The 25,498-nt window shown below is 48.0% G+C and carries 18 protein-coding genes; 12 read left to right on the forward strand and 6 right to left on the reverse strand.

Going from position 1 to position 25,498, the window contains the following annotated elements; genetic code table 11:
• Window positions 1–37: 37 nt before the first annotated feature.
• The 6 genes from NC997_RS11365 to NC997_RS11390 all read left to right on the forward strand — a co-directional run bounded on the left by NC997_RS11365 (window position 38) and on the right by NC997_RS11390 (window position 14,789).
• A complete protein-coding gene (locus tag NC997_RS11365; RefSeq protein ID WP_190524684.1) occupies window positions 38–2,146 on the forward strand; it encodes an OmpA family protein in 2,109 nt (702 codons plus the stop codon).
• A 90-nt stretch (window positions 2,147–2,236) separates the two neighbouring features.
• A complete protein-coding gene (locus tag NC997_RS11370; protein WP_190524687.1) occupies window positions 2,237–5,317 on the forward strand; it encodes a DUF11 domain-containing protein in 3,081 nt (1,026 codons plus the stop codon).
• A 245-nt stretch (window positions 5,318–5,562) separates the two neighbouring features.
• On the forward strand, window positions 5,563–10,218 hold the full coding sequence (locus tag NC997_RS11375; protein ID WP_190524689.1) for an isopeptide-forming domain-containing fimbrial protein: 4,656 nt from the start codon (window positions 5,563–5,565) through the stop codon (window positions 10,216–10,218).
• A gap of 74 nt (window positions 10,219–10,292) precedes the next feature.
• Window positions 10,293–10,901: a pseudouridine synthase gene (locus NC997_RS11380; protein ID WP_190415615.1), complete on the forward strand. Its 609-nt coding sequence runs from the start codon at window positions 10,293–10,295 to the stop codon at window positions 10,899–10,901.
• Window positions 10,902–11,124: 223 nt separating this feature from the next.
• Entirely contained in the window at window positions 11,125–13,437 is a 2,313-nt protein-coding gene (locus NC997_RS11385; RefSeq protein WP_190524691.1) for a serine/threonine phosphatase, read from the forward strand.
• 77 nt (window positions 13,438–13,514) lie between these two features.
• Window positions 13,515–14,789, forward strand: a complete 1,275-nt coding sequence (locus NC997_RS11390) for a protein kinase (protein ID WP_190524693.1) — start codon at window positions 13,515–13,517, stop codon at window positions 14,787–14,789.
• On the opposite strand, the gene NC997_RS11395 is transcribed toward NC997_RS11390, so the two are convergent.
• Window positions 14,786–15,007, reverse strand: coding sequence for a DUF4327 family protein (locus tag NC997_RS11395; RefSeq protein ID WP_190415607.1), 222 nt, complete (start codon window positions 15,005–15,007; stop codon window positions 14,786–14,788). The two genes, NC997_RS11390 and NC997_RS11395, sit on opposite strands and share 4 nt — an antisense overlap.
• A gap of 312 nt (window positions 15,008–15,319) precedes the next feature.
• Between NC997_RS11395 and NC997_RS11400 the strand changes: the two genes are divergently transcribed.
• Complete coding sequence (locus NC997_RS11400) at window positions 15,320–16,204, forward strand: lipid kinase (protein ID WP_190524695.1); 885 nt, start codon at window positions 15,320–15,322, stop codon at window positions 16,202–16,204.
• 23 nt (window positions 16,205–16,227) lie between these two features.
• Here NC997_RS11400 and NC997_RS11405 read toward each other — a convergent pair whose 3' ends face one another.
• Both NC997_RS11405 and cimA read right to left on the reverse strand, forming a co-directional pair.
• On the reverse strand, window positions 16,228–16,947 hold the full coding sequence (locus NC997_RS11405; protein ID WP_190524741.1) for a Uma2 family endonuclease: 720 nt from the start codon (window positions 16,945–16,947) through the stop codon (window positions 16,228–16,230).
• A gap of 123 nt (window positions 16,948–17,070) precedes the next feature.
• The gene (gene cimA, locus NC997_RS11410; protein ID WP_190524697.1) at window positions 17,071–18,732 is read right to left on the reverse strand and encodes a citramalate synthase; all 1,662 of its coding nucleotides are present in this window, start codon (window positions 18,730–18,732) and stop codon (window positions 17,071–17,073) included.
• A gap of 108 nt (window positions 18,733–18,840) precedes the next feature.
• On the opposite strand from cimA, the gene NC997_RS11415 reads away from it, so the two are divergent.
• From NC997_RS11415 to NC997_RS11425, 3 genes are read left to right on the forward strand one after another with little or no spacing between them, the layout of a single operon-like run.
• Window positions 18,841–19,179 carry a 2Fe-2S iron-sulfur cluster-binding protein gene (locus NC997_RS11415; RefSeq protein ID WP_190524699.1) on the forward strand — a complete coding sequence of 113 codons (339 nt, stop codon included), beginning with the start codon at window positions 18,841–18,843 and terminating at the stop codon, window positions 19,177–19,179.
• Between the two features lie 40 nt (window positions 19,180–19,219).
• On the forward strand, window positions 19,220–19,822 hold the full coding sequence (locus tag NC997_RS11420; RefSeq protein ID WP_190524701.1) for a hypothetical protein: 603 nt from the start codon (window positions 19,220–19,222) through the stop codon (window positions 19,820–19,822).
• A gap of 4 nt (window positions 19,823–19,826) precedes the next feature.
• Window positions 19,827–20,594: an ATP-binding cassette domain-containing protein gene (locus NC997_RS11425; RefSeq protein WP_190524702.1), complete on the forward strand. Its 768-nt coding sequence runs from the start codon at window positions 19,827–19,829 to the stop codon at window positions 20,592–20,594.
• A 92-nt stretch (window positions 20,595–20,686) separates the two neighbouring features.
• Here the strand turns inward: NC997_RS11425 and NC997_RS11430 are convergent, their stop codons facing one another.
• Together NC997_RS11430 and NC997_RS11435 are read right to left on the reverse strand one after the other, a co-directional pair.
• A complete protein-coding gene (locus NC997_RS11430) occupies window positions 20,687–21,085 on the reverse strand; it encodes a biopolymer transporter ExbD (protein WP_190415598.1) in 399 nt (132 codons plus the stop codon).
• A complete protein-coding gene (locus tag NC997_RS11435) occupies window positions 21,069–21,719 on the reverse strand; it encodes a MotA/TolQ/ExbB proton channel family protein (RefSeq protein WP_190524703.1) in 651 nt (216 codons plus the stop codon). The genes NC997_RS11430 and NC997_RS11435 overlap by 17 nt, the downstream gene beginning before the upstream one ends.
• A 312-nt stretch (window positions 21,720–22,031) precedes the next feature.
• Between NC997_RS11435 and NC997_RS11440 the strand changes: the two genes are divergently transcribed.
• The gene (locus NC997_RS11440) at window positions 22,032–24,149 is read left to right on the forward strand and encodes an energy transducer TonB (protein ID WP_190524704.1); all 2,118 of its coding nucleotides are present in this window, start codon (window positions 22,032–22,034) and stop codon (window positions 24,147–24,149) included.
• 76 nt (window positions 24,150–24,225) lie between these two features.
• Window positions 24,226–24,936, forward strand: a complete 711-nt coding sequence (locus NC997_RS11445) for a tetratricopeptide repeat protein (RefSeq protein ID WP_190524705.1) — start codon at window positions 24,226–24,228, stop codon at window positions 24,934–24,936.
• Between the two features lie 129 nt (window positions 24,937–25,065).
• Here NC997_RS11445 and NC997_RS11450 read toward each other — a convergent pair whose 3' ends face one another.
• On the reverse strand, window positions 25,066–25,218 hold the full coding sequence (locus NC997_RS11450) for a hypothetical protein (protein ID WP_190524706.1): 153 nt from the start codon (window positions 25,216–25,218) through the stop codon (window positions 25,066–25,068).
• Window positions 25,219–25,498 lie beyond the last annotated feature (280 nt).

Below are 25,498 nucleotides of genomic sequence, written 5' to 3' on the forward strand. Positions count from 1 at the left end.
TTATCAATCGCTGATCGCTAATCACGAATGACTACAAATGAACGCTAAAAAGTTTCTCTTACCTTTTGTTTTTTTACTGTTGCCTGTTTCTGCAACTGCTCAGACAGAAAATTTAAAAGTTGTTGTTAATAGCAACCAGGATGGAGCCGTTAATCCAGATGATGCCTTAACGCTGAGGGAAGCGATTGAGATTGTTAATGGGACATTACCTTTAGATCGTCTTAGTAGTGCCGAACAAAGTCTGGTTTCAAGTAATGTTGGTACGACGCTGATTGCTTTTAATTTGCCGTCAGCAGATACCACCATCCGCCTCGTTGAGGTGTTGCCACCATTAGCTCGTCCGGGATTAATTGTTGATGGTACAACGCAACCAGAGTATGACCCCGAAGGATCTGCAACTGCCGAGATTGCAATTCCGATTCCGGTAGTCGCGATCGCTCCCGCTGCCAATCGAGAAGTCTTCCGTGGCTTAACAGTTGTTGCGGATGGGGTGACGATTCGAGGATTAAGCCTCTATGGTTTTACCTCTCGCCATCGCGCCACTGCAACCTTGCCACCCGCAGATATTTTTATCGATAATCCTCAATCTGCTGCGATTAAGGGAGCTGCGAATGGTCAAAAGTTAATAGAGAATCAGGAAGGCGAACTAACACCCATTCCTAATTCCCCAAAAAATGTAGTAATTGAAAACAACTGGTTAGGGATTTTGCCCGATCAAAGTGTGCCACAGCAAACTTCGGCATTTGGGGTATTTGTCTTTAACAGCTTAGGAACAACGATTCAACGCAACCGAATTGCTAACCACGATGGTAGCGGGATTATTACCTCTGTCCAAGCTGAGAATTTGCAAGTGACAGAAAACATTATTGTTGGCAACGGGATTGCGGGAATGCCCGATGCGATTCGCTTAGAAGGAAGGATTGATAACACGCAGGTTAGCGCTAATTTGATTTGCGGCAACGATGGTAGTGGTGTCTTTTTATTTAAACCCCAAGGCGCGGCGCAGATTAATAATAACCAAATTATTTATAACGGTCGTCGCTTGCGTCGGGCAGCCGTTTACTTAATGGGGAACGATCATCAGGTGATCGAGAACCAAATCGGTCATCAAACCGGACCGGGTGTCGTGGTTGCATCGTATCCCAAGAGCGATCGCAATCTCATTCAATCCAATCGCTACTTCGATTTAGACGGTTTGAGCATTGACTTAATTGCTCAACAAAACACGGGTGTCCAAGAGTACCAACGAGGAGATGGCCCTAATCCACCTCGGAATTCGCCCAATCGTCGCCTGGATACGGCTAACTCAGCGATTAATGCTCCCCAGTTTATTAGCCGCGAATTTTTTGTACTCGGTAATAAAACGAATCTGTCTGGAACTGCCGATCCGGGTTCTCAGGTGACAGTTTATCAAGTGAAGGAGAATACCGAGACGCCCTATGCCCCTCTCAGCGAACCGTTGACGACGATAGCAGCAGATGACGAGGGGAAATTTAGTGTCACGGTTGATAATTTGCAACCGGGAGATAGAGTCAGCGCGATCGCTACAATCCCAAAATACGGTACCTCCGAACCCGCTGCCAATGCTGAAATTGTGTCACCGTCACCAGTCGGCGATCAGGTGAACCTCTCTTCTACCACCAACTTTACCAGCACGAATATATTGCGAAGCAGACTGCGGACAATTCCTCAATGTACCACCGCACCCGCTCCGCCAGTGGTACAAGTGCCACCGGAAGAACCACCGCCAGAACCCATCCGCATCCAGGTGCCAACCAACGTCCACTTTGCCCTCGACAAAGCCACGATTAGTCCAGAAAGTGCCAGAGTTCTGGAGCGAATTGCCGAAATTTTACAAGCAAATCCCCCGATTGTGGTTGAGCTTCGAGGTCACACCGACCCTCGTGCTAGCGATGCTTATAATTTTGACTTGTCAAATCGGCGAGCGATCGCAGTGAGAAATTATTTATTACGGCAAGGCATTGCCCCAGAACGCATGACAATTCGCGCTTTGGGTGAATCTCAACCACGAGTAACTGGAAGAAACCGTCTAGATCATGCCCGGAATCGTCGGGTCGAATTTATCTTCCAAGATGCCAGAGGCATTGAGCTATTTGTCCAAGAAGAAGATTTGCAGTTGGAGTAAGAATCGTTACCCATCGGTTTCTAACCGCCATTAACCCGTTATCTGTTCCCTCCCATCTTGATGTCTTCACCCCTAGCGAGAGAAAGCAGAGTGAGTTCGCCGTTAAAATCCCAACACTTGCAAAACATTAGCGCCTCCGTTAGCCGCTGGATTTGTCGCTTCAGCAGCCTTGCCCTATCCATTTGCGCGATTAGCGGTTGGACTCAAGCAGCATTTGCTGAAGGCAGCCGGGAACTGACCAACAACACTGGCTATCGTCCTTACTTGGAATATTATCTAAACGAGCCTTTTCTAAACACTCCAATAGCACGTAGAAGCCGAATTCGAGTTTTCGCTAATCCAGGAGAAACCATCTATCTTGGTTCCAGCGCTGTCGGCATAGGAGCAGGGATTATCAACTACACTCGTCCTAATGGTAGTACTGGGAGTTGCGGGAACACGGGTCTGATCGCCAATCGTGCTCAAGAGCTTGCCGGTCCTCAGATTCAGGCTTCCAATCCCCAAGGATATAGCCCTTGTGAAGTTGAAGTTGCAGATGGTCAAGGTGGTGTTTGGGAAATCGACTTTGTCAGTCCAGATCCTAATGTTTCTGCTTTTGGTAACGACCCGCCCGCAATCCTTGCCAACGCTCCTACTAGCTGGACTCAGCCCACCGATCTTGCTGTGGTGACAGCTTGGGATGTTACTGTCGCACAGGGGTCTACACCTATCCCCGGTCGAGCCTATGCCAATTATCTGTCTCTGAATCTAGGAGGGGACGGACTCCCACTCCGCTCCCAAGCCTTTATTCTGACCGATGAAGGCTATCAGTACCAAATCGATCTAAATGGTCTCCAACCCTTTGGATTTATTTTCTTTGCCAATAACAAAGGTTTCACGGCAAATCCAAACGGCGATCCGATTTACCAATCTGTTCCACTGGTAGGGAGTAATGTATACAACCCGGATCAGCCAGATTTCGGGACGGATGTTACCTATAAAATTTTCTTTAACAAACCGAACAATGACCTGCCGCAATCTGCACCCATCAATCCAGCCAGCGCTCCTGCAACCACTCCAGGTTCCGTTTGGCTGCTGACGCCAGCCGTTGTACCTCCGACTCCCACTGATTTTAAATTTATAGGCACGGAAGGGACAAGCGGACAAGCGGGTACAACTGCTCCATTGGGGGGAAATTTCAGCTTTAACACTCCGGCATCGGGCAGTTATCAGATTATTCTCGATCTCAACCAAGACAAGACATACGGCAACGCAAACGATCGCGTACTGGTAGGAACCGCAGATGTTGGGATCAACACCGTACCGTGGGATGGCTTAGATGCGAATGGAGCGACTATCCCTCCTAGTAATATCGCTTACGGTGCCCAAATCGCACTTAGTGCAGGTGAAATTCATTTTCCGTTTCTAGACCCTGAAAGCAACCCAAATGGCTTGAAAATCCTGCGACTTAATAATCCCTCTCCGGCAAGTAATCCGCCTCCTGCTCCTGATACCGTCTACTATAATGACGCTCCTTTAGTAAACAACCTTCAATCACCTCCGGCAGAAGCACCTAAACCTTTAAGCGCCCTGGCGGGGATTTCCAGCAGCAATGGTGCCCATGCCTTTCAAGGCTCTGGTCAGCAAGGTTTTGGTAATGACAGAGGTATTGATACCTGGACATACTACCCATCTACACTCACCAATCTTGAGCAAGGCATCACCATATCCGAAGCCGATTTGCAGATTCAAAAAACCTTGGTGACGAACCCAGTGGTTGCAGGCAGTCCTGTTACCTACACCCTCACCGTTACGAATAACGGTCCCTCTAATGTAACTGGAGCAACGGTAACAGACAACGTCCCCGCTCAAATTACTGGGGTCACTTGGACTTGCGCCATTACTACAGGCACGGGTAGTTGCGGACAAGCTAGCGGTACGGGAAATGCTATCAACACAACAGTAAATCTAAATAGCGGAGCTGTTGCTACCTACACCGTTACAGGTGCTATCTCTCCCATAACTCCATCTGGAGAATTAAGCAACACAGCAACAGTCACGCGACCCAATGATGTAACTGACCCCAATCCCAATAACAACACATCAAGCACTACGACTACCATTCAACCGAACCCAGTTACGCCCACTGGCATCAAATCAGTTCGTCTAGTCACAGACGCAGATGCTAGCGCTTCTGTCACCACTGGAGATACGGTTGAATTTACGATTACCTATGTTAATAACTCTGCTACCCCAGTCACTAACTTTCTAGCAACTGACAGCATTGATGCCAGTAAATTGAGTTTTGTCGCTGGCAGTTATAGCTTTACAGCCTCTGGTACTGGAACAACAGTGACACAGAATCCCAACTACAACGGGACAACTGACCCGAACCTTACCAATTCCACAAGCTTGGGCACATTAAGTGGAAATGGTGGTCGGGTGGTCATCAAGTTTCAGGCAATTATTACGGCGGCTGCTGGGGTGCAAATTAGCAACCAAGCTGTTGCTACATCAACAGGTGGCACCGTTAACTCGTCGGTTACAGATGCCATTCAAGGGAATGGCGACTTGCCTCAAATTGTAGATGATGGAATTGATCAAGGAAACCTTGCCAATACTGGAGATGATGATCCGACTGTGCTGACGGTTGCTTCCCCTGGGAATGGGAATCTGCGTTTGGTGAAGCGAATCACATCTGTGACTAGAAACGGTGCGCCGCTGAGTGGGGTTAACTTCAATAGTTTTGTAGATGACCCAAATAGCGACAATGACAATGCAGCTGGCTGGTCGCAACTGTCGCCTATAGGAGTTTCCACCATAGCGGCTGAAACAGCTTTGAGAAGCGGCGACGAAGTCGAGTACACGATTTATTTTCTCTCTGATGGGACGGCTCCAGCTAACAATGTCAGATTCTGCGATCCAATTCCCACAGGGACAACCTTTAGCGCTGATAGTTTTGGTGCAGGTACGGGAATTTCGGTGAATCGTGCTGGAACAATTGCGTCCCGGACTAATGCTTCAGATGCAGATGAAGGGACATTTTTCTCACCGCTTACCCCATTGCCTACGGGGAATGGTTGTCCTAACCAAAATAATGCTGACGGAGCAGTAATTGTAAATCTGGGCAATATTTCTAATGCAACGAGTAGTAATTACGGTTTTACCCGCTTCCGCGTCAAGATAGATTGAGTAAAGCACTAATTCAAGATTTGAAATTATAAATAAAAATGAATGAAGTAAAAAATCAAATCTTGTTGAATGTTACTATTGTTTAACAGAAATTGTTTATAAACAAATTGCAACGATTTGTTTATAAAAATCTTTGACTTTCTAAAAAAGAAATGTATAAATAATTTATTTCTACCAAAAAGTTTTAACTTATCTAAGTATTCAAAATAAATTTTTACTTAAATTGATCTAACTCCTACAAATTCATGCGTCTATCTCTAAAAAAGAATACGGTAGCAAGACCCACCAGAATTTCCTGGGAAGGATTACTTGTTAGTAGTTTTGCCCTTTCAATATGTGGTTATACATTCTGGGTGCAACCTGCTCATGCGGAAGGGACTAAACAAATAGTAGCGGGGGGGGGAGCCAGGCCCCTAACAGAATGGAGACCTCAAGCTTTTATATCTGGTGTTCCTCGACGCACTTTATTACAAGTTTATGCCAACGCTGGAGAAGTTATAAATCTGGGTTCAAGTGCTGTTGGTGTACCAAATGCCAATAGTACTACGGTCGGAAATGCAGTTGTATTTGCTCCTGGGGTAAATGTTACTTCTACAACAACTCCTTTATTAGATTGTCAAGCAACCCAGCCTACTAAGGGTAAGATTACCAGCAGCAGCCAGGAAAATGCTGGACCGTTGCCTGCGGCTGGTGGTTACGACCCTTGTATTTTCACAGTTCCTAGTAATGGAATTTACCAAGTAGCCTTCTATGGTCCGGCAGGGGGGAATCCAGCTAGTATCGTTCAGGGAACGCCTACAGCCAGCATTACAGATGATCCTGACAATTTTAACTCTCAGCAGGGTAGTGGCGTTGCTATTTGGGATATTACAGTACGCGCTAATGCTGCCTCTACTCTAGATATAAATGGTCGTGTGTTTAGTAATTATTTGGCACTGCTTACAGGCGGTAATGGACTAAATTTTAAAGTAAATTCAAATCTGTTCGTTCAAACAAAGGATGGCTTTCAATACAGTGTTGATACCAACAACCTCGATCCAAATGGATTTATCTTTTTCTCAAATAACCGAGGATTTACTTCTGGCGGTCAGGCACTTTATCACTCAATCAATCTAGGACCACCACAATCTAATTTTCCACCACTAAACGCAACATTCCAGCAACCTGACGATCCAGACACAGCACAAGACTTTACTAATAAATTATTCTTCAACGCTCCCAATCTATCTGCGATCGCTGGACTCAGTACGGCACTCGGCTATGCAACTACTCCACAACTTCCTTCTCCTGGCACAAATTTTACTTTTACGGGAGCAGAAAATAACACTCCAAATCAAGCCGGTACTTCACCGCTTGGTGGAAATTTTAACTTCATTAATCCTAATTCCTCCCAAGGCAGCTACACCATTAGCATTGATGTTAATAACAATGGTAGTTTCACAGACCAAATTGACAGAGTAATCCTAGGTACAGCCGCACCAGGACCTAATACAGCCTTTTGGGATGGTAAGGATGGATTAGGCAATCCCGTACCTGCTGCCACCTTTACCTATAATGCCCAACTAACTATCAATGCTGGGGAAGCACACTTTCCTTTGCTAGATGCAGAAGGTTCTGGAGGGCTAATTATAACCCGAACTCAGCCAGGAGCCGGCCCTAATCCCTCTACTGTCTACTATGACGATACAGATGGAAACAACACTCCTTTAGGTAACACTGGTGGACCATCCAATCCCATTAAGCTGTTAGTGGGTGGTAACAGTGCCCCTGGAAATATACATCAATTCGGCAACAATACAGGTACGGGCTTTGGGGATCTAAAGGGCATTGATACTTGGACTTACTACCCTTCTCAGGCAACAGGTCTTATTGGCGGTATCAACATCAAAGCAGCTGACTTGCAGATTACCAAAACACACAGTCCAGCGGCTGTAACAGCAGGTGGCCTCATTACCTACACGATAGAGGTTTATAACGATGGGCCGAGCGATGTAATAGGAGTTGGGGTACAAGACACGATTCCCGCATCAATCACCGGTGTCAGCTGGACTTGCGTCATTTTAACAGGTTCTACCACGGGTACCTGTGGTGCCGATAGCGGGACGGGAAATGTCATCAATACAACTGTAAATTTAAACAGCAAGGCGAGGGCACGTTATACCGTAACTGGTACTGTATCTCCCACCGCTACAGGAACGTTAAGTAACACGGCAACTGTAATCCGACCCAAGGATGTGACCGATCCAGTTAACCAAGACAATCTCGGTGGTCCTACCAACATCAACGAAACTGCTACTGACACGACCACCATTAGTGCTGGTCCTCCTGCTGTTTCTGGAACGAAATCCGTTCAATTTACAACAGATGCAGATGGGTCAGGTTCGCTGACACCGGGCGATCGCATTCGCTATACAATTACCTACACCAACACAGGCTCATCTGCTGCTACTAATTTCCAAATAGTCGATCCTCTCCCTGCTGGGTTAACCCTATTTGGCACACCCACTGTCACCCCTGCGGGAACGGGTACCAATGCCAGTGTAAATACCGCTTACAATGGTTCTGGTGTAAATACTCTACTCAATCCCGAGGCAGTGCTAGCACCCAGTGGCACAATTACTGTTACCGTAGAGGCTACTGTTGGCAGCGGTGTTACGGGCAACTTATTCAACCAAGCTACTGCTTCTTCAAATACCCCTGGTTTCCCGCCTGGTGGAGTGCCTACTGATGCCACCACTCCGCAAGGAAACATCGATCAGTCCCCATACCCAAATCAAGGTTCTCCAAGCACGCCAACGGGTATCACGGTCGGCTCAGCTCCCGTACCACTTGCCAATAAATCCGTCCGCTTTGTCAACGACAACGATGGTACTCAAACACTCACCATCGGTGATGGCCTTCAGTACACAATTATTGTCAGAAATCCTACTAACACCCCTATCAATAACTTAGTTATCAGTGATGTGATTCCGGTGCAGTTGCGGGTACTGCGGAATACCATCAATGTTTCTGGAGGTTTTACACCCGCTTCTAGCCTACCTAGTGATGATTTCAATGGCACAGGGAACCCTATTGCATTGACCAATCCCGGAACCCTAGCAGCAAATTCCACCGTGACTCTTACCTTTAACGCCCGTATTCTACCCGGATCTGCTAGCCCGATTGCTAACCAAGGAAGAGTAAATTATGCAGGCGATAATGGCAATCCTGTACTCACAGACGCCAGTGATAGCAATAATCCAACGGCACCTGGTTCTAACAACAATCCGGGCGATCCTGGTGTAGGTACAGGCAACAATGTCACCCAGCCCACTGGCGGTCCTAATGACCCGACTATCATCAAATTTATTAGCCCGTTTGAACCTAGCGGAACTAAATCTGTACGTCTATTCACGGATGCCGATAACAATGGTGTTTTAACTACTAACGATGTGGTGGAATACACCGTTACCTATACGAACTCCAATCCCAGCACCGTTATTACTGACTTTCTAGCAACTGACCCTCTCCCCAATAGCTTAGCCTTTGTTCCCGGCAGTTATAGTTTTACTTTTTCTGGAAATGGGACAACAGTAACAGGGAACCCCAATTACAACGGCACAACTGACACGAATCTCACTAATGCTAACCCTACAGGGGCGCTGGGTTCAGGCGGCGGTCAGGTGGTCATCAAGTTTCGTGCTCGGGTGACGGCGGGAGCGAATACGACGATTGCCAACCAAGCTAGTGCAACATCAGTAGGAGGATTGAGTCCCTCAATTACAGATGCAGTGGCAGGTCCAAGCGATCTGCCGCAGGGATTGGATGATGGGACTAATCAGGGGAACTTGGGGCCTACAGGGGATGACGACCCAACATTACTGAGTGTGGTGGCAACGCCCATCGTTTCCGGAACAAAGTCCGTCGCCCTGGCAACGGATGCGGAGGGGACAGGTTCGGTGACAGCGGGCGATCGCGTCCGCTATACGATTACTTATACAAACACGGGATCTGGTGCCGTTAACGAGTTCCAGATTGCAGATGTTTTACCGACTGGACTAACTCTGGCTGCAACACCTACCGTTACGGTCGCCGGAACGGGCAGCAGTGCTGCGATTAATACAGCTTATAACGGTGCTAGCATCAATACCCTACTCGCTGCCGGAGCCGTGTTAGCACCGAATGGCACGATTACCGTCACAGTGGATGCTACTGTTGGCAGTGGAGTCACTGGCAACTTATTCAATCAAGCTACTGCCACCTCTACAACCCCTGGCTTTCCACCTGGAGGAGTGCCTACCGATGCTAACACTCCATCTGGCAGCATTAATCAAGCGCCCTATGGAGATACTGGTCCTGCTGACAAGACTGGCTTGACGATTGCTGCTTCTGGAGTACCGCGTCTGCGTTTGGTGAAGCGAATTACCAATGCAACGAGAAATAGTATTCCGATTAGCGGGATTAATTTCAGCAGCTTTGGAAATGACCCCAATGACGCAAATGATGATGCTTCGGGCTTTTCTCAACTATCTCCCATTGGAGTTATCAAAATACCATCAGAGAATTCTTTGACTAGCGGCGATGAAGTTGAATACACCATCTACTTCTTATCTGATGGTGGTAGCCCAATTAATAACGTCAGATTCTGTGACGCAATTCCATTAGGGACTACATTTATCACCAATAGTTTTGGTTCAGGTAGCGGGATGTCGCTGAATCGCGCAGGAACGGTTACTAACCCAACGAATGCTTCAGATACAGACGCTGGGGCATTCTTATCACCTTTGGTCCCATTACCGACGGGAAATGCTTGCTCTAACCAAACCAATCCGGATGGGTCGGTTATTGTAAATTTGGGTGATGTTTCTAATGTTGCTGGTAGTAACTTTGGTTTTGTCCGTTTCCGCGTCAAAATCAATTAATGGGCTGTGGGTAATCGGTCATCGGAATGAACAATTACCAATTACCCATTTTCCAATTCCCAACACCTTGATTTGTGTACCGATATCTGATTTTTTACAAGCCTTATGGCGTCTTAACTCAGTTTACGGACAACACTCCAACTGAGCAGAAACGCAGCACGCTGAAAGATTACATTCCCGTTCCCTCGGTTTATCCAGTCGGTCGTTTGGATTGGGATAGTGAAGGATTGTTGCTGTTGACGAATGACGGGCAAATGCAGCATCGCTTGAGCAATCCTCGATTTGGGCATCCCCGGACTTACTGGGTGCAGGTGGAACGTATTCCGGATGAAGAGGCGCTGAGACATTTGCGCGAAGGTGTGGTTATTCAAGATTACCGGACGCGAAAGGCATTGGTGCAGTTGTTACCCGATGAACCACAACTACCGCCTCGCGATCCACCGATTCGCTTTCGCAAGAATGTGCCGACAGCATGGGTGGAAATGACTTTGACGGAGGGACGGAACCGGCAAGTACGACGGATGACGGCGGCGGTAGGGTTTCCGACGCTGCGGCTGGTGCGAGTTGCGATCGCTCACTTGTCTCTTGTGGGTCTAGAACCCGGACAGTGGCGCGATCTAACTTCAATTGAGTTAGAACTATTAAAGAAGCTGTGTCAAACTGATGCTAGCCGCATTCAGTAGTGATGAGTTGCGATCGCTATCCACTGAGCGATCGCGTAATGTAGACGTAGCACGAATCATTGAGGGTGCAAGACGTGCGTATGGCATCCCCGTCTGCTAACGCTGACCTTAAGACTTCTACCCGTTGAAGTTGGAAGCTTCGATTGTGACGTGGCAAACTAGATCGCAGTTACTTTGTCTCCCTTAAGTTAAAACACCACACGGGAATCGAGGAAGTTCCGCCATGCTTGTCTGTCCCCAGTGTCAGTTTGAAAATCCAAATACCAACAAGTTTTGTCAAAAATGTGGAACTTCCCTAACCCACAAAGTTTGCCCTGAATGCACAACTCAAGTGCCATTTAATCTCGTAGAGTGTCCCAAATGTGGTGCCACGACGGGAACGGTGTGGTGGGCAATTCTCTCGAAAGATTTAAACTCGCAAGTCGCCGCAGCCGCCACTCCCATGCTTGGGCAGGAAGCGGCAACATCTGATTCTCGCGAAAATATGGAAGTTGCAGAGAGCGCCCCGACTGCTGAAACAACACCGCCGTCACCGGCTGCGGCTTCAGACGCAGCTACAATGCCAGCAGACCTTACAGTTGAAGTTGACCTGGACGGGGCAACTGTACCCTTGCCAAACGCTTCAGGGGCCGGGGAGTTGCAGGCAACCTCTTCACTAGAGGAAAACACTTTATTCGCAAATTCTTCAGCTTCTACAATGTCACCCTCCGCATCTGTTTCATCAACAGATGCTCAGACTCCAATGGCGGAGAACGAATTAACCGCCTCAAGTTCGGCTGCGGACACTTCCACACAGACAACCCCTGAAAATAGCAGTAGCGGGGAGACTCAATTAACGCCACAGGTTGTATATTTAGACCCTCAACAGCGTTATCAATTGCTAGACTCCCTACCGACCAATTCGGACAGCGCTGAGGTGATGGTGAGAGTTTTGGATTGCCAGCCGTTCCAAAAAGCTCCGCTGACCGCCATTATGGAGCAGCTACAAGGTGCTGAAGCAGCGAATGCTGCAAGTAGCTCGGAATCGATGTCTTCTGCGGCGGAATCGGTCAAAAACCGTAATTTTATTGACCAGACGCTGAATGTAAATTCTTTAGCCGCCAAAAGTATTCCCAATATTGCACAAGCCTATTTGGATTTACAGAATAAGTTGTCCCCGACCCTGCCAGCGATTCACGATGCATGGCAGCAGGACAGAACTTCCGTTGTGCTGTTAGAAGACCGTTCCCAGTGGCCTCTCCTTAATGACTTGGACAATGATGCTCAAATTCCGCTGTTGCAGATTTTGTACTGGCTAGATGAAATGACGAAATTGTGGGTAGCACTAGAACCCTGGCAAATGCGTCAGAGTCTGCTGGAGCTATCAAATCTGCGGGTGGATGAAGATCAGACACTGTGCCTGCAACGCTTGTATAAAGAGCCAGCCAACGCAACCCTGTCACTCGAAAATTTGGGGCAAGTGTGGCAAAAATTATTTGAACTATCAGGGCGATCGCAATTAGATTCTCTGGATCAACTATTGGTTAACCTACAAAGCGGTAAGATTCAAACCCCCTTAGAGCTGAGAGCGCAGCTACAAGCGATCGCTCAAGAACAAGAAGATTCTCAAACCTCAAAAACTCGGATTCAGCCGCCCCTCACCTCAGAAGATCGCGTTCCTGACACCAGCGAGGGCGATGATATGCCCACCATCATCCTGCCGATGCAGTTGCTCAGTCTCGACGATGCGGGTACCACGGATATCGGGCGGCAACGGGAACACAATGAAGACAACTTCGGCATCAACACAGAAGTTAAAAAGCAGGAAACTCCACTAGGTCGAACCGTCCAAGCGCGGGGGCTGTATATTCTCTGCGATGGAATGGGAGGACACGCTGGGGGCGAAGTGGCCAGTGTGATGGCGGTGGACACCGTCAGGCGCTATTTCCAAGACAATTGGCAAAACCGTTTACCAACAGAAGACCGCATTCGAGAGGCAGTGCTTTTAGCCAATAAAGCGATTTTTGATATTAACCAACAGCAAGAACGCTCTGGCTCTGGACGAATGGGGACGACCCTTGTCATGGTTTTGATTGAGGATACGAAGGTAGCGATCGCTCATGTTGGGGATAGCCGCCTGTACCGTCTCAGCCGCAAACGCGGTTTAGAACAAATTACAATCGACCACGAAGTGGGTCAACGGGAAATCCAGCGCGGGGTAGATCCTGCCATCGCCTACGATCGACCTGATGCTTACCAGCTGACCCAAGCTTTGGGACCGCGAGACGAAAATTTTGTCCGTCCTGATGTCCAATTTTTGGAACTCAATGAAGATACTTTATTGCTTCTGTGTTCCGATGGTTTATCAGACAACGACCTCATAGAAACTCACTGGCAAACTCACCTTTTGCCTCTCTTAAGTTCTAGAGCCAACCTAGATCAGGGTCTTTTGCAACTCATTGACCTCGCCAATCAGCACAACGGTCACGATAACATCACAGCGGTGGTTATCCGAGCGAAAGTGCGACCAAACCTGGATCAACATCAGATGTTTTAAAAGTTTTGAATTTTGAGTTTTGAGTTTTGAATTCAAACTTAAAACTCAAAACTTAAAACTAATAACTCAAAACTATTATGGTTACGCTGACCCTTCTCGATCCATCGTCTACCTCTCCGCAGCAGTGGAACTTCCAAAGAGCATCCACGATTCGGATTGGTCGCGCCCCTGATAATGACGTAGTTCTGAATGATGGCATGGTTTCCAGGCACCATCTAGAACTTCGGAAAGTAGGCAACTCATCTAGTAGCAACGGAGGCACCCCATCCGTCCAATGGTTGTTGGTCAATCAAGGCACGAACGGCACCTTTGTCAATGGCATCCTGATTTCTCAGGGGATGGTATCAGATGATTCCCTCATTCAACTGGCGCGAGGAGGCCCGGTACTAAAATTTCAACTCAGTAGCACAGAAGAGCCAGCAACCCTCTCTCAGAAGTCTGGAGAAAGGGCACGCAGTATTCCAATCCCACAGCCAGCAGTCAGTTCTGAAGCAGCTTGTTCTCACGCCGGAAATCCGCCGGGGAATTTGTTCTGCATCCACTGCGGGCAACCTCTAGTAAAGATACATCGCCACATCCGTCAGTATCAGGTGTTGCGGACGCTAGGACAAGGAGGAATGGGCACCACTTACCTTGCCTGGGACCCTGAACGTTTGCGCGGGGAGGCTCTCGTGGTGTTAAAGGAAATGAATGCCGATATGGCACAAAATTCTAAAGCCAGAGAACTCTTTGAACGAGAAGCTCGTACCCTCAAGACACTGCATCATTCAGGGATTCCGCAGTATTATGACTTTTTTGTAGAGGCTGGCAAGAAATACCTGGCAATGGAGCTGATCCAAGGCGAGGATTTAGAAAAGCGCATCTATCTAAAGGGGCCAGTACATCTTAAACAGGCGATTGAGTGGATGATTCAAGCCTGTGACATCTTGGGCTATATCCACAGTCAAGATCCGCCCCTCATTCACCGGGACATTAAACCGGCAAATTTGATGGTGCGCTTTCGGGACAATCAGGTGGTTGTTTTGGATTTCGGGGCAGTCAAAGAAATTGGCACGCCACCAGGCACACGCATTGGTGCCCCAGATTATAGCGCCCCAGAACAAGATCGGGGTCAGCCAGTGACACAATCAGATTTATATGCAATCGGGCCGACCCTAATTTTTCTATTAAGTGGTGAAAGCCCCCAAAAGTTTTATAAACGAAAGGGGATGGGTTACAGATTCAATGTCGAAGGGATGCCGACAATTACACCCCAACTGCGGATAGTGATAGAGAAAGTGACAGAACCCCGACCGAGCGATCGCTATCAATCAGCATGGGAACTTTCCCAAGCTTTAACCGCCTGCCTTTAATCCTCGTCTTCCCAAGCTTCAACCGCCAGCAATTCGCTGACTGGATCTTGCATGGTAAATCCAAATTCCAACAGTTCTTTTTTCCAGTAAGACCACTCATCTCCATAGAGGAGAGCGATTTTCCAGAGTTTATCTGTGGGCTTGATAATATTCGATGTTACAAGTGAATGCATTTGACGCTGCATTTTCACCATTGGGTGAATTACTTGCTGAGTCATAGGGTCTAGAAATCAGTTTTGTAAATACTACGAAGTAAAAAAGCTTCCCGCTTCTGAGATTTAATGCGTAGAATTCTATGCGCTAGGGAAGCAATCCTTTATCCTTGTAGCGTATATTAGGGTGTTCTGGCAAGTGTTTTGACAAGTTTTGTACGGAAATTACTACCGTCGCATCCCCTAAGAGCGATTGGAAGCTCCTTTGCAACACAACTAGACAGTATCGCAGGCTGCAATCGGAAGCATATACTTGAGGCTGGGAGGATTGGGGTAATTTCTTTCTACCAATGACCGATTTCCCTCAAAACAATGCAAATGAGTCAGCGGGCACTGCTGTTAGTGAATCCGAATGCTCGACGAGGTCAAGACGCCAGACGGCAAGCAGTTGAACAATTGCAACAACTGGGTTTTGAACTTGTAGAGGAAAAGAGTGAAAATCCCAAGCAGTTTTCTGAACTTATTCGGAAACACTGCCAACAGGTTGATTTGGTCATCATTGGGGGTGGAGATGGCAGTGTCAATGCAGCAGTCGAAGGATTGCTAGATACTGACTTACCTTTGGCAATTTTGCCTTTAGGCACCGCCAATAATCTGGCAAGAACCCTAAATATTCCCCAGTCGCTGCCAGAAGCTTGTCAAATCATTGCCAGTGGTCAAATTCAACGGATTGACTTGGGCTGGGTGAACGGACAATATTTTTTCAATATTGCCAGTCTGGGACTGAGTGCAGAAGTAAACCGCAGAGTCTCCAAAAGATTGAAGCGGCATTGGGGCGTTTTTGCTTATATTGCTACAGCAGTGCAAGTTATTTCGACTGTGCGACCGTTTTGGGTTGATATCCACTGGGAAGGTCAGTCTATCGAAGTAAAAACTTTGCAGATTACGGTGGGGAATGGTCGCTATTACGGCAGTGGCTTAGTGATTGCGGATGATGCCACCATTGATGACCAAAGGCTGGATCTGCATAGTTTGGAAATTCAGCATTGGTGGGAAACCCTGCCGTTGGTATTTGCTGCTTTGCGGGGAAAATCTGCGATAGGTAGGGGGGTGCGTACCATCCAGGGTAAAGACATTGAGTTATATACTCGAAAACCTTATCCAATTAATACCGATGGGGAAAGAACAACGGAGACGCCAGCCCGATTTCGGGTGATTCCGCAAGTTCTATCGGTTTTTGTGCCGTCATCTAGCAAAAGATAGATAGATAGGGTAAGAGCGCTCGCTTACTCTGGATCGATACCGAGCGATCGCAGTCGTTCAGCCAATCGTTCGGCGCGTTGTCGTTCTTGTTCTAGTTGGGATTGAGCCTGTTGAGCTTGCGCTTGAGCTTGCTGAGCTTGCACTTGAGCCTGTTGAGCGGCTTCTTCTGGGGTCGGTACGCGATCGCCTTCTGGAGTAAAGTAGCGTAGCTGTCCCTGTTCTACGCCCAGATACAAGCCTAGCTCCTCACTCCAACGCCAGCCCTTTTCATTTGGGGCAATTTCCTGATATTGATTTCCCATCAATCGAAAACCTTGAAATTCCAGCGTATCTGGGGAAAACCAGAAATATTCCGGCGTGCGGAAGCGGTCTTGATACAAGTCTTTCTTCAAACTGCGGTCTGTCGTGGCGGTAGAAGTTGATAGCAACTCGATAATCAAATTGGGATACTTGCCATCTTCTTCCCACACCACCCAAGCATTGCGAGGATGTTTTTGAGTTTGCTTGACTAAGAAGAAATCGGGACCCCGAAAATCACGATTTCTCAGTTGTTGCCGACTAAAATAAATCGTGAGATTGGCACCGATAAAAAAATCCTCTCTTTCGCGCCACAGCCATTCCAGACAAGTGACAAGCAACAGCAGTTGCATATAGTGTAAAGAACTTTCCATTTCTGGCTCATCACTGTACAGTTGACTGGCATCAGGCATCATCGCATCTAGTTGCTGGGCAGTTAAAGTCATCTTCTCTCCTTCGCACTGGTTTAGCTTTATTGTGGCGGATGAGAAAGCGATCGCGCCTGAGGATTTTCTCATCACGCGATCGCCATCAAAACTTATCGAGAAAGAGGTAAGTTACTCTGGTTTCTACAATTGTGTCGTTGCAACTTCTGTCGTCCGACTTGCTGAAGATTGCAACAGCAAACCGTACTCAATTCCCTCGACGACTGCCTGATAAGAAGCTTCCAGAATATTGCTAGAAACCCCCACAGTTGCCCAGCGCTGATGACCATTGCTAGATTCCACGAGAACACGAGTTTTGGCTGAAGTCCCCGCGCCACTGTCGAGAATCCGCACTTTGTAGTCGGTCAAGTGAAATACAGCAATTTCTGGATAGAAATTGACTAAAGCTTTGCGTAATGCAGCATCCAACGCCGAAACGGGACCATTTGCTTCCGCAGCTTCCAAAATATCTTTGCCATTGACAGCGACTTTCACAGTAGCAAGGGCGTTTGCATTCCTGACGATATCGCAGTGGACTTGAAAGCCTTTGAGTTCAAACATTTGCTGTCGCTGCCCCAATGCCTCGCGCATCAGCAAATCGAAACTTGCTTCTGCTGCTTCAAACTGATAGCCTTCATTCTCCAGTTCCTTGAGGCGGCGTAAAAGTTGGCGACAGGCGGGATCTTGCTTATCTAAGTCAATACCAAAGCTGCGAGCCTTTGCCAAAATATTACTTAATCCAGCTTGGTCGGAAATCACAATTCGACGCTCGTTGCCGACTTGTTCTGGCTGAATATGTTCGTAAGTTAACGGGTTGCGCTCAACCGCTGAAACGTGGATGCCGCCTTTGTGAGCAAACGCAGAACGACCCACAAAGGGTGCGTGTTCATCGGGAGCTAGATTGACGACTTCGCTGATGGAACGACTGGCGGCTGTCAGGTGTAGCAGTTGTTCATCTTGAATACAGTCGTATCCCAGTTTGAGTTGCAAATTGGGAATCACAGAGCAAAGGTTAGCATTACCGCAGCGTTCGCCGTAGCCGTTGATGGTGCCTTGCACCATTCTGGCTCCTTCCATGACGGCTGCTAAAGCATTCGCCACGGCTGTATCAGAATCATTGTGCGTGTGAATGCCGAGAAGCGGGAGGTCTTGAGTTTTGATCTCACTGCCGGCTTCTGACTGCTGAGCGTTGATTCCGATTACACTGGCGACATCCCGGACAATTTGGCTAATTTCGTGAGGAAGCGTGCCGCCATTGGTATCACAGAAAACGAGCCATTCTGCACCGGCTGCGATCGCAGTTTCTAAGGTCTTGAGCGCATACTCCCGATTGTGCTTATAGCCATCAAACCAGTGTTCGGCATCGTAAATTACTCGCCGCCCTTGACTGCGGAGATATTCAATCGTATCTCCAATCATCGCCAGATTTTCTTCTAAGCTGGTCTTCAGACCCTCTGTAACCTGTAAATCCCACGATTTGCCGAAAATCGTTACCCAGCGCGTTCCCGCCGCCAGAATGGGCTGCAACATCGGATCTTCTGCCGCCGTTGTGTTGGGACGGCGAGTCGAACAAAAGGCGACAATTTCTGAGAAGGAGAGTGGTTCTTCCTTCAATTGCCAAAAAAATTGTACATCTTTAGGATTCGCTCCAGGCCAACCCCCTTCAATGAATGGAACGCCCAACTTATCTAACTTTCGGGCAATTCGTAACTTGTCTTCGAGGGATAAAGATAGCCCTTCGCGTTGGGCACCATCGCGTAACGTCGTGTCGTAAATCCAAATTCGGTTTGTTTGATCTGAGTGCATGGGAAGTTGTAGCCGAGAGAGAAAATTTAACAGCTAATTTTGTAAAGAACTGTAAAAATAAAGTGAAGATAAGTATAGTCACTCAACAGGTTCGTTGAATCCATCATTATGCCAAAGGTAACAGCTCAAGGAAAAACGTTTGAGTGCAATACGGGAGCCAATCTGCGTAAAGTGCTACTAGAAAATGGCATCGACCTCTACAATGGCAAGGCAAAAATCATTAATTGCCAAGGCATTGGAACTTGTGGCACCTGTGCAGTGGCAGTAGAAGGAAACGTTTCCGAAGCCAACTGGAAAGACAAAACCAGGCGATCGCTTCCTCCTCATTCTCCCACGGCAAACCGTCGCTTAGCTTGTCAAACCCAGGTTTTAGGAGATGTCAAAGTAACCAAATTTGATGGATTTTGGGGACAAGGCACTCAAACGCTTTGGACGCCACAAGGATAAAACAATTTCAGTTTTAAATTTTAGATTTTGAGTTAAAAGCGTGTCACAAAATCTTGAATTACACTCGGAATCAACCCAGTCGGAATCGGCGCATCCCAGTCATTTCGTTTTTCGCATTTCTCCCCTGATTCGGATCACGTTGATGGCGCTTTACCTGGCACTGACGATTCCGCTACCGTTTTTGTCACAGGCATCTGCGTCACCCGTACCGCCTTGGTTGCTGTGGCTGGGAATTGCCTTGGGATTAGTCCCGTTATTTGGCGTCCTCAGTGAACGAGTAATTGTGGATGATGAAAAGATCCAGGTCACTTATCCTCGCTGGGTTCCCGGTTTCTTCCGCAGAGGTTGGTCGTTAGCTTGGGCAGAAGTCAAAGATTTAAAACTTCGCTCGACGGGGCAAGGTGGAATCGTTTATTACTTTGTTAGCAAGTCAGAGCAAAAAGCTTATTTGCTACCGATGCGGGTCGTTGGCTTTGCTCGGTTAGTTAAACTGGTGGAAGACAAGACGGGAATTGATACAACTGATGTTCGTCCTCTGTCTCAGCCTTGGATGTATCTGATTTTGTTAGTGTTCTCGCTGCTGCTTTTTGTGACAGATGCGTGGACAATTTGGATGGCGACTACACAAGGACGATTGACATAATTTTTTGAACTACGAAGACACAAAAGGACAAAAAGATTTGCTGCGGCTGGAACGGGTAAGCCTTGCAGCGCCAGTCGGTTCGCAGTATTTATTGAAGGAAATTTCGTTTGAGGTATTTCCGGGCGATCGCTTGTGTTTAATTGGCCCTTCTGGTGCCGGGAAAACTTCGCTGTTGCGGCTATTGAACCGGCTATTAGAACCCACTGCTGGCACAATTTACCTGGAAAATCAAGATTATCGAAAGCTTCCGGTTATTCCGTTACGGCGGCAGGTAATGCTAGTTTCTCAAGAACCAAAACTTTTGGGAATGACTGTCAGAGATGCCTTAGCTTATCCTCTGGTTTTGCAAGGAGTCACAAAACAGGTAATTCAGCAACAATTGCTCAAATGGATCGAGCAACTGCACATTCCAGAAGATTGGTTAGGGCGGACGGAAGTGCAACTGTCGCAAGGACAGCGGCAATTAGTTGGAATTGTCCGTGCCCTGATGATTGAACCTAAAATTTTATTACTTGATGAGCCAACATCTGCTCTAGATGCGGGTCGTGCTGCTTACGTCCTGCAAGTATTGACACAACTGTGCAACGAGGGAAAAACGACAGTGGTGATGGTCAATCACCAGTTAGATTTAGCCCAAATTTTTTGCAATCGGGTTTTGTATTTGCAGGATGGGCAGTTGCTTGAGGATGTCTCAGGAACACAGCTAGACTGGGCTAATTTACGCGATCGCTTTATCCAAGCAGAAGCCCAAGCCGCTCAAGATTGGGGTTAAAAGGAGTTGTCATGAGTGATGAGTCATTAGTTAGTAACAACAAACTAATGACTATCGACTGATAACAAATAATCTTTTACCCAATGGACGGATTATTTCTTCGTAGCGATCGCTAATTTTGCACCTTTAACTTTACGCAACTGATCCATCACCGCCACGACTTGACCGTGATTAACTCCTTCATCAGCATTTAGCACGACGAGGGTTTCTTGCTCAGATGGAATAAGCGATCGCACTCCGGTTTCCAGTTCCTCTAAATCAATGGGCTGGCGGTTCAGTGCGATTTCTCCCTCTTCATCAATTGACACCGTTACGGGTGTCGATTTCTGAGCTTGTCCGGTCGCTGCTTTCGGCAAATTTACCGATAGTCCTTCTGAACGGGTCAAAAACAGCGTGGACATGATGAAAAAGGTCAAAATGGCGAAGATTACATCGATCATCGGCACGATGTTAATCTGCACTGGGATATCCGGCTCATCGGGTAGTCGCATAAGAAGGCTCTCCTTTTTCATAACGGCGGCGGTATAACAGTTCTAACTGACCGCCGTACTCTTGAATGTGCGCTGACTGCCTCTGATAGAACCCTCGAAAGGCATTGGAGAATACAAGGACAAAAATAGCAACAATTAACCCGCTGGCGGTGGAAACTAACGCTTCGCTAATCCCTGCTGTAACGCCGACTGTCTGACTGCCTCCAACGCTCCCTAGAGTCAGCGAGGCAAAGGAGGTAATCAATCCCAAAACCGTTCCCAGCAACCCCAACAGAGGGGAAAGGGCGATAATCGTTTCAAACACCACATTGAATCGCTTCAATCCCGGTAACTCTGCTTGCGCTTCACTTTCCAACGCTAATCGAAATTCTTCTGGATTGGGTTGTTCCAGTTCCAATGCTGCCAAAAAGATTCGCGCAATCGGCAAGTCAACATTCTGTTTTAGCCGATGCACAGCAGCTTCGGGATCGTGCTGATAAAGCTTCATCACATCTCGGACAACCCGACCTTGCCGTCGGTTAATGCGATACCAAAATCTTGAACGCTCTATTACGAGAGCGATCGCTAATATAGAAAATGCTAGGAGTGGCCACATGACCACACCGCCCGCCACAAAAAGATTACTAATTCCCATCTAAGTTCTCTAGGGCAATCAACAAGGCTAAGCCTACCAGCTTATTTGAGTCTTAAAGCTGATAGATAGTTCTCAAGAGAAATTAAACCTAATGAGAATCTATGTCAAGCAGTTATTCCCAATCCTAAGAAGAACGATTTTTATTGAGTAATTTTACTAAAGCCGACTACAAAGCTGAAAAACTTATAGAGGCTAGGTTTCAAGAGGTTTTGACCAGGGTGGCAATAGCCAATTCCCCTGCCTCTCCCCCTTGACATTTACTTCAGTGCATCTTACCTTGACCAAACAAGTGCAAATAACTTGCAATAATATATGGGCTTGTCAAGTGTTGCTGTTCAGCAGCGAGAAAAAGAAGAAGAGGCTCTAAGGTCTTTTATTGCCTGTAGCCTCATCGGTTCCCTAGCACTCCATATCGGAGTGCTGGCTACGAGCAATCGTTGGGTGAAAACATCTGACATCATTGCACAAGAGCCAATGGAAGTTGAGGTTGTCGATCCTGAGAGCCTTCAAGCCTTAGAACCGGAAGAAGAAACTTTAAAAGAAGAAACTCAACAAGAGAATACTCCATCAGTTGCTGCCGGAGATTCAGGTGTCTTAACTGGCTCTGGCAGTGCATCGGGAGAAGGCTCAGTTGCAGGTGGAGGCGGCGGTTCAGGTGGAGGCGGCGGTTCAGGTGGAGGCGGCGGCACACCGAATACGACCTCTGCACCAGCATCTCAACCTGAAGTCGTAAAAACGCAGCCAGTGCAGCAGCCGCGCGTGGTCAATTTACCACCGTTCCGACCAGCTCAAACGCCCCAACGAGTCGAGCAACGACTCGCTCCCGATCCAGTAACACCTGTCAAGCGTGAAGAACCCGTTGCCCAGAGGCCTAACCGCACTGAGGAACCAAATCTAACAAGTAGCTCGCAGCCGATTTCCCAGCCTAGATCGGTTGCCGTTGCGCCGTCTCGACAAAATGACCAGCCAGCAGCTCCAGCACAGGCAAGTTCCTCTCTCCAGCAACAAACATCTGAAAGATTTAGAGATTTGGTTAGAGGAATCAGTGGCTCCAGACAAACTCAAGAAAGTGCAGGAAATAGTGGCAGTCAAACTGATAAAAGCAGTGCTGTCGGCGGATCTACTGTTGCAAGCGGATTGGGAAGCCTGCTAGGCAGTGGTTCTGGGACGGGCAGTAGCACTCAAGGCTCAGGTACCGGCAATGGCTTGGGTACTGGCAATGGTTTGGGTAACGGCAGTGGCTCAGGTACCGGCAATGGCTCTGGTAGAGGCAATGGCTTGGGTACAGGTACAGGCAATGGTTCGGGCAATGGCTTGGGTACGGGTACAGGCAATGGTTCGGGCAATGGCTCAGGTACCGGCAATGGCTTGGGTACCGGCAATGGCTCAGGTACCGGCAATGGCATCAGCAAAGAACCGGGAAGCGGAAGGGATGTAGCGATAGTTCCGGGAAATTTCAAACCGAGAACCGAGCCAAGAACTGAGCCAAGAGACAGGGATGAAGAACGTCCTTCGAGGAGATCGGGATCGAGCCGAATCGGTTGCGTTAAATGTGACAAGCCCGACTATCCAAGCAATGCGAGACGGCAAGGCGTCGAAGGCGCATCCAAGGTCAGTGTTGATGTTGACGACAAAGGGAATGTCACCAATGTTCGGCTGTCGCGTTCCAGCGGTAACAGCGAACTTGATGAAGCTGCTGTGAGAGCGGCAAGAAATTGGAAGTTCAGTTCTTCTTCTGGTAGACGACAGGGGGTTGTGGCTTCTGTTGATTTTCAGCTAGAGGGATCGGAGCGATCGCGTCGTTCTCGCGAACGTCGTCGCACAGAATCGGCATCTTCCAGCCGTAGCTCGGAGTCATCGACTCCCCGGCGGCGGCGGCGTTTGGAAACAGCATCTTCTTCCACGAGTGCTTCGGAAACACGCCGGATTAGTCGGCGGCGGCGTTTGGAAACGGCTTCTTCTTCCACGAGTGCCTCGGAAACGCCGCGTCGTTCTCGGCGGAGGCGTCTGGAAACAGCATCTTCTTCCACAAGTGCCTCGGAAACACGCCGGATTAGTCGGCGACGGCGTCTGGAAACGGCTTCTTCTTCCACAAGTGCGTCGGAAACACGCCGGATTAGTCGGCGGAGGCGTCTGGAAACAGCATCTTCTTCCAGGAGTGCCTCAGAAACGCCGCGTCGTTCTCGGCGGCGGGTCGAATCTGCGGCTGCCAGTCCGTCCCAGCAAGCCCCACGGGCACGGCGGCGGCGGGTGGAATCTGCCTCTAGTTCGACCTCTAGACCGTCACGGCAAGCCCCACGGGCGCGGCGGCAGCGGCGTCTGGAAGCCGGTTCAGCAAGTCAGGCACAACAAGCTCCACGGGCGCGGCGGCGGAGAGCTGCACCTTCCTCGGCAGAATCATCGGGTTCAGCTACTACGAACAATGAATAATTGCCTCTCAACCAGAGTGGGTATAGACTCTTGAACTGATTGTTGAATACCCAATCACTCGTCACTAAGTAGATTTATGAACATCAAGACAGCGATCGCAATTTTAGGAGTTGTTATCGGAGTAGGTGGATTGACTCCTGTAGTTCGTGCCCAAACTAAACCATCCCCCACTCCTACCAGTCCTCAAATCAAACCATCCCCCGCTCCTACTAGTCCCCAAATTAAACCGTCTGCTCCTACCAGTCCTCAAATTAAACCGCCTGCGTCTACCAGTCCTCAAATTAAACCACCTGCTCCCAGCAGTCCCCGCATCCAAGGGAATCCTGAGGCGCTGCTCCAACAGGGTTTGGACAAACTTGATGCGGGAGACTACAAGGCAGCCGTCGATCTGTTGTCGAAGGTGCTGGAGGTGAATCCCAATGAAACGGAAGCTTACTACAACCGAGCCGTAGCTCTTGTTGAACTAGAAGACTACGAGAAAGCGATCGCTGATTACAGCAAAGTGCTGCAACTCGATCCCAAGGATGATGAAGCTTACTTGAATCGAGCACTGGCTCGTACCGAGTTAGAAGACGACGCCGGAGCGATCGCTGATTACAGCGAAGTTATCAAACTCAAGCCCGATCAAGCAGAAGCTTACTATCAGCGAGGAATCGCCTATGCCGAGCTAGAGGAAGACCAGAAAGCGATTGATGACCTTCAGAAAGCCTCTGAACTCTACGCCGAGCAAGGTAAGCCAAGTGAGTCTAAAGAAGCACTAGCGCTAATCAAAAAACTTCAGCCGTAGCTTGAATCTGAGGGGCTGAGCGAAGCTCAGCCCCTCAGCATTTTATTGAATTTGATTGATGATTTGACCCGCGCCGCCGCTTCAGCCGCTGCTAGGCGCGTAGGGTTTTTTGCGGCTTTTTCGAGATAGCTAGCTTCGCGTGTAGAGTTCAGCGAGTGTATTGGCTGCGATCGCCCTCGTGATTTCTCTAAGACTCAATATTTTGTAGCCATCGGATCTATTAACAAGGCGAAAAGCCATCGTTCTCCACTCTAAACCAGCCTGCTGGTGGATTAAATTCACCTTTCTTGAATAACTTTCTTAATTAGAGAAAACGCTATAAAAGTGTTTTCTCAATTATTCGATTGCTCGACTTCTTTAAACATTGGTTAAAGAAGTTAGGCTCGATCAAACCCTGAATAATAAACGCCCAAAACAAGCCATTTGTCAATCTTTCTCTCAGGCGATGCCTTTAAATATTTCCACTTGACTTTTGCCTAGGCGTCGTTTTATCTTAACCACACTAATGATAATTACTTGCAATAAAAAATCAGGCTTGTTAACCAAGACCTGGGTGCATAAA

This window comes from Trichocoleus sp. DQ-A2, from assembly GCF_039961915.1.
In the GTDB taxonomy this organism is placed as follows: Bacteria; Cyanobacteriota; Cyanobacteriia; order Cyanobacteriales; family FACHB-T130; genus FACHB-T130.

Coding starts and splice junctions, on each gene's coding strand:
- NC997_RS11365 (WP_190524684.1), top strand. CDS start 38: ATGAACGCTAAAAAGTTTCTCTTACCTTTTGTTTTTTTACTGTTGCCT.
- NC997_RS11375 (WP_190524689.1), top strand. CDS start 5,563: ATGCGTCTATCTCTAAAAAAGAATACGGTAGCAAGACCCACCAGAATT.
- NC997_RS11385 (WP_190524691.1), top strand. CDS start 11,125: ATGCTTGTCTGTCCCCAGTGTCAGTTTGAAAATCCAAATACCAACAAG.
- NC997_RS11390 (WP_190524693.1), top strand. CDS start 13,515: ATGGTTACGCTGACCCTTCTCGATCCATCGTCTACCTCTCCGCAGCAG.
- NC997_RS11395 (WP_190415607.1), bottom strand. CDS start 15,007: ATGACTCAGCAAGTAATTCACCCAATGGTGAAAATGCAGCGTCAAATG.
- NC997_RS11400 (WP_190524695.1), top strand. CDS start 15,320: ATGAGTCAGCGGGCACTGCTGTTAGTGAATCCGAATGCTCGACGAGGT.
- NC997_RS11405 (WP_190524741.1), bottom strand. CDS start 16,947: ATGACTTTAACTGCCCAGCAACTAGATGCGATGATGCCTGATGCCAGT.
- cimA (WP_190524697.1), bottom strand. CDS start 18,732: ATGCACTCAGATCAAACAAACCGAATTTGGATTTACGACACGACGTTA.
- NC997_RS11415 (WP_190524699.1), top strand. CDS start 18,841: ATGCCAAAGGTAACAGCTCAAGGAAAAACGTTTGAGTGCAATACGGGA.
- NC997_RS11430 (WP_190415598.1), bottom strand. CDS start 21,085: ATGCGACTACCCGATGAGCCGGATATCCCAGTGCAGATTAACATCGTG.
- NC997_RS11435 (WP_190524703.1), bottom strand. CDS start 21,719: ATGGGAATTAGTAATCTTTTTGTGGCGGGCGGTGTGGTCATGTGGCCA.
- NC997_RS11440 (WP_190524704.1), top strand. CDS start 22,032: ATGGGCTTGTCAAGTGTTGCTGTTCAGCAGCGAGAAAAAGAAGAAGAG.
- NC997_RS11445 (WP_190524705.1), top strand. CDS start 24,226: ATGAACATCAAGACAGCGATCGCAATTTTAGGAGTTGTTATCGGAGTA.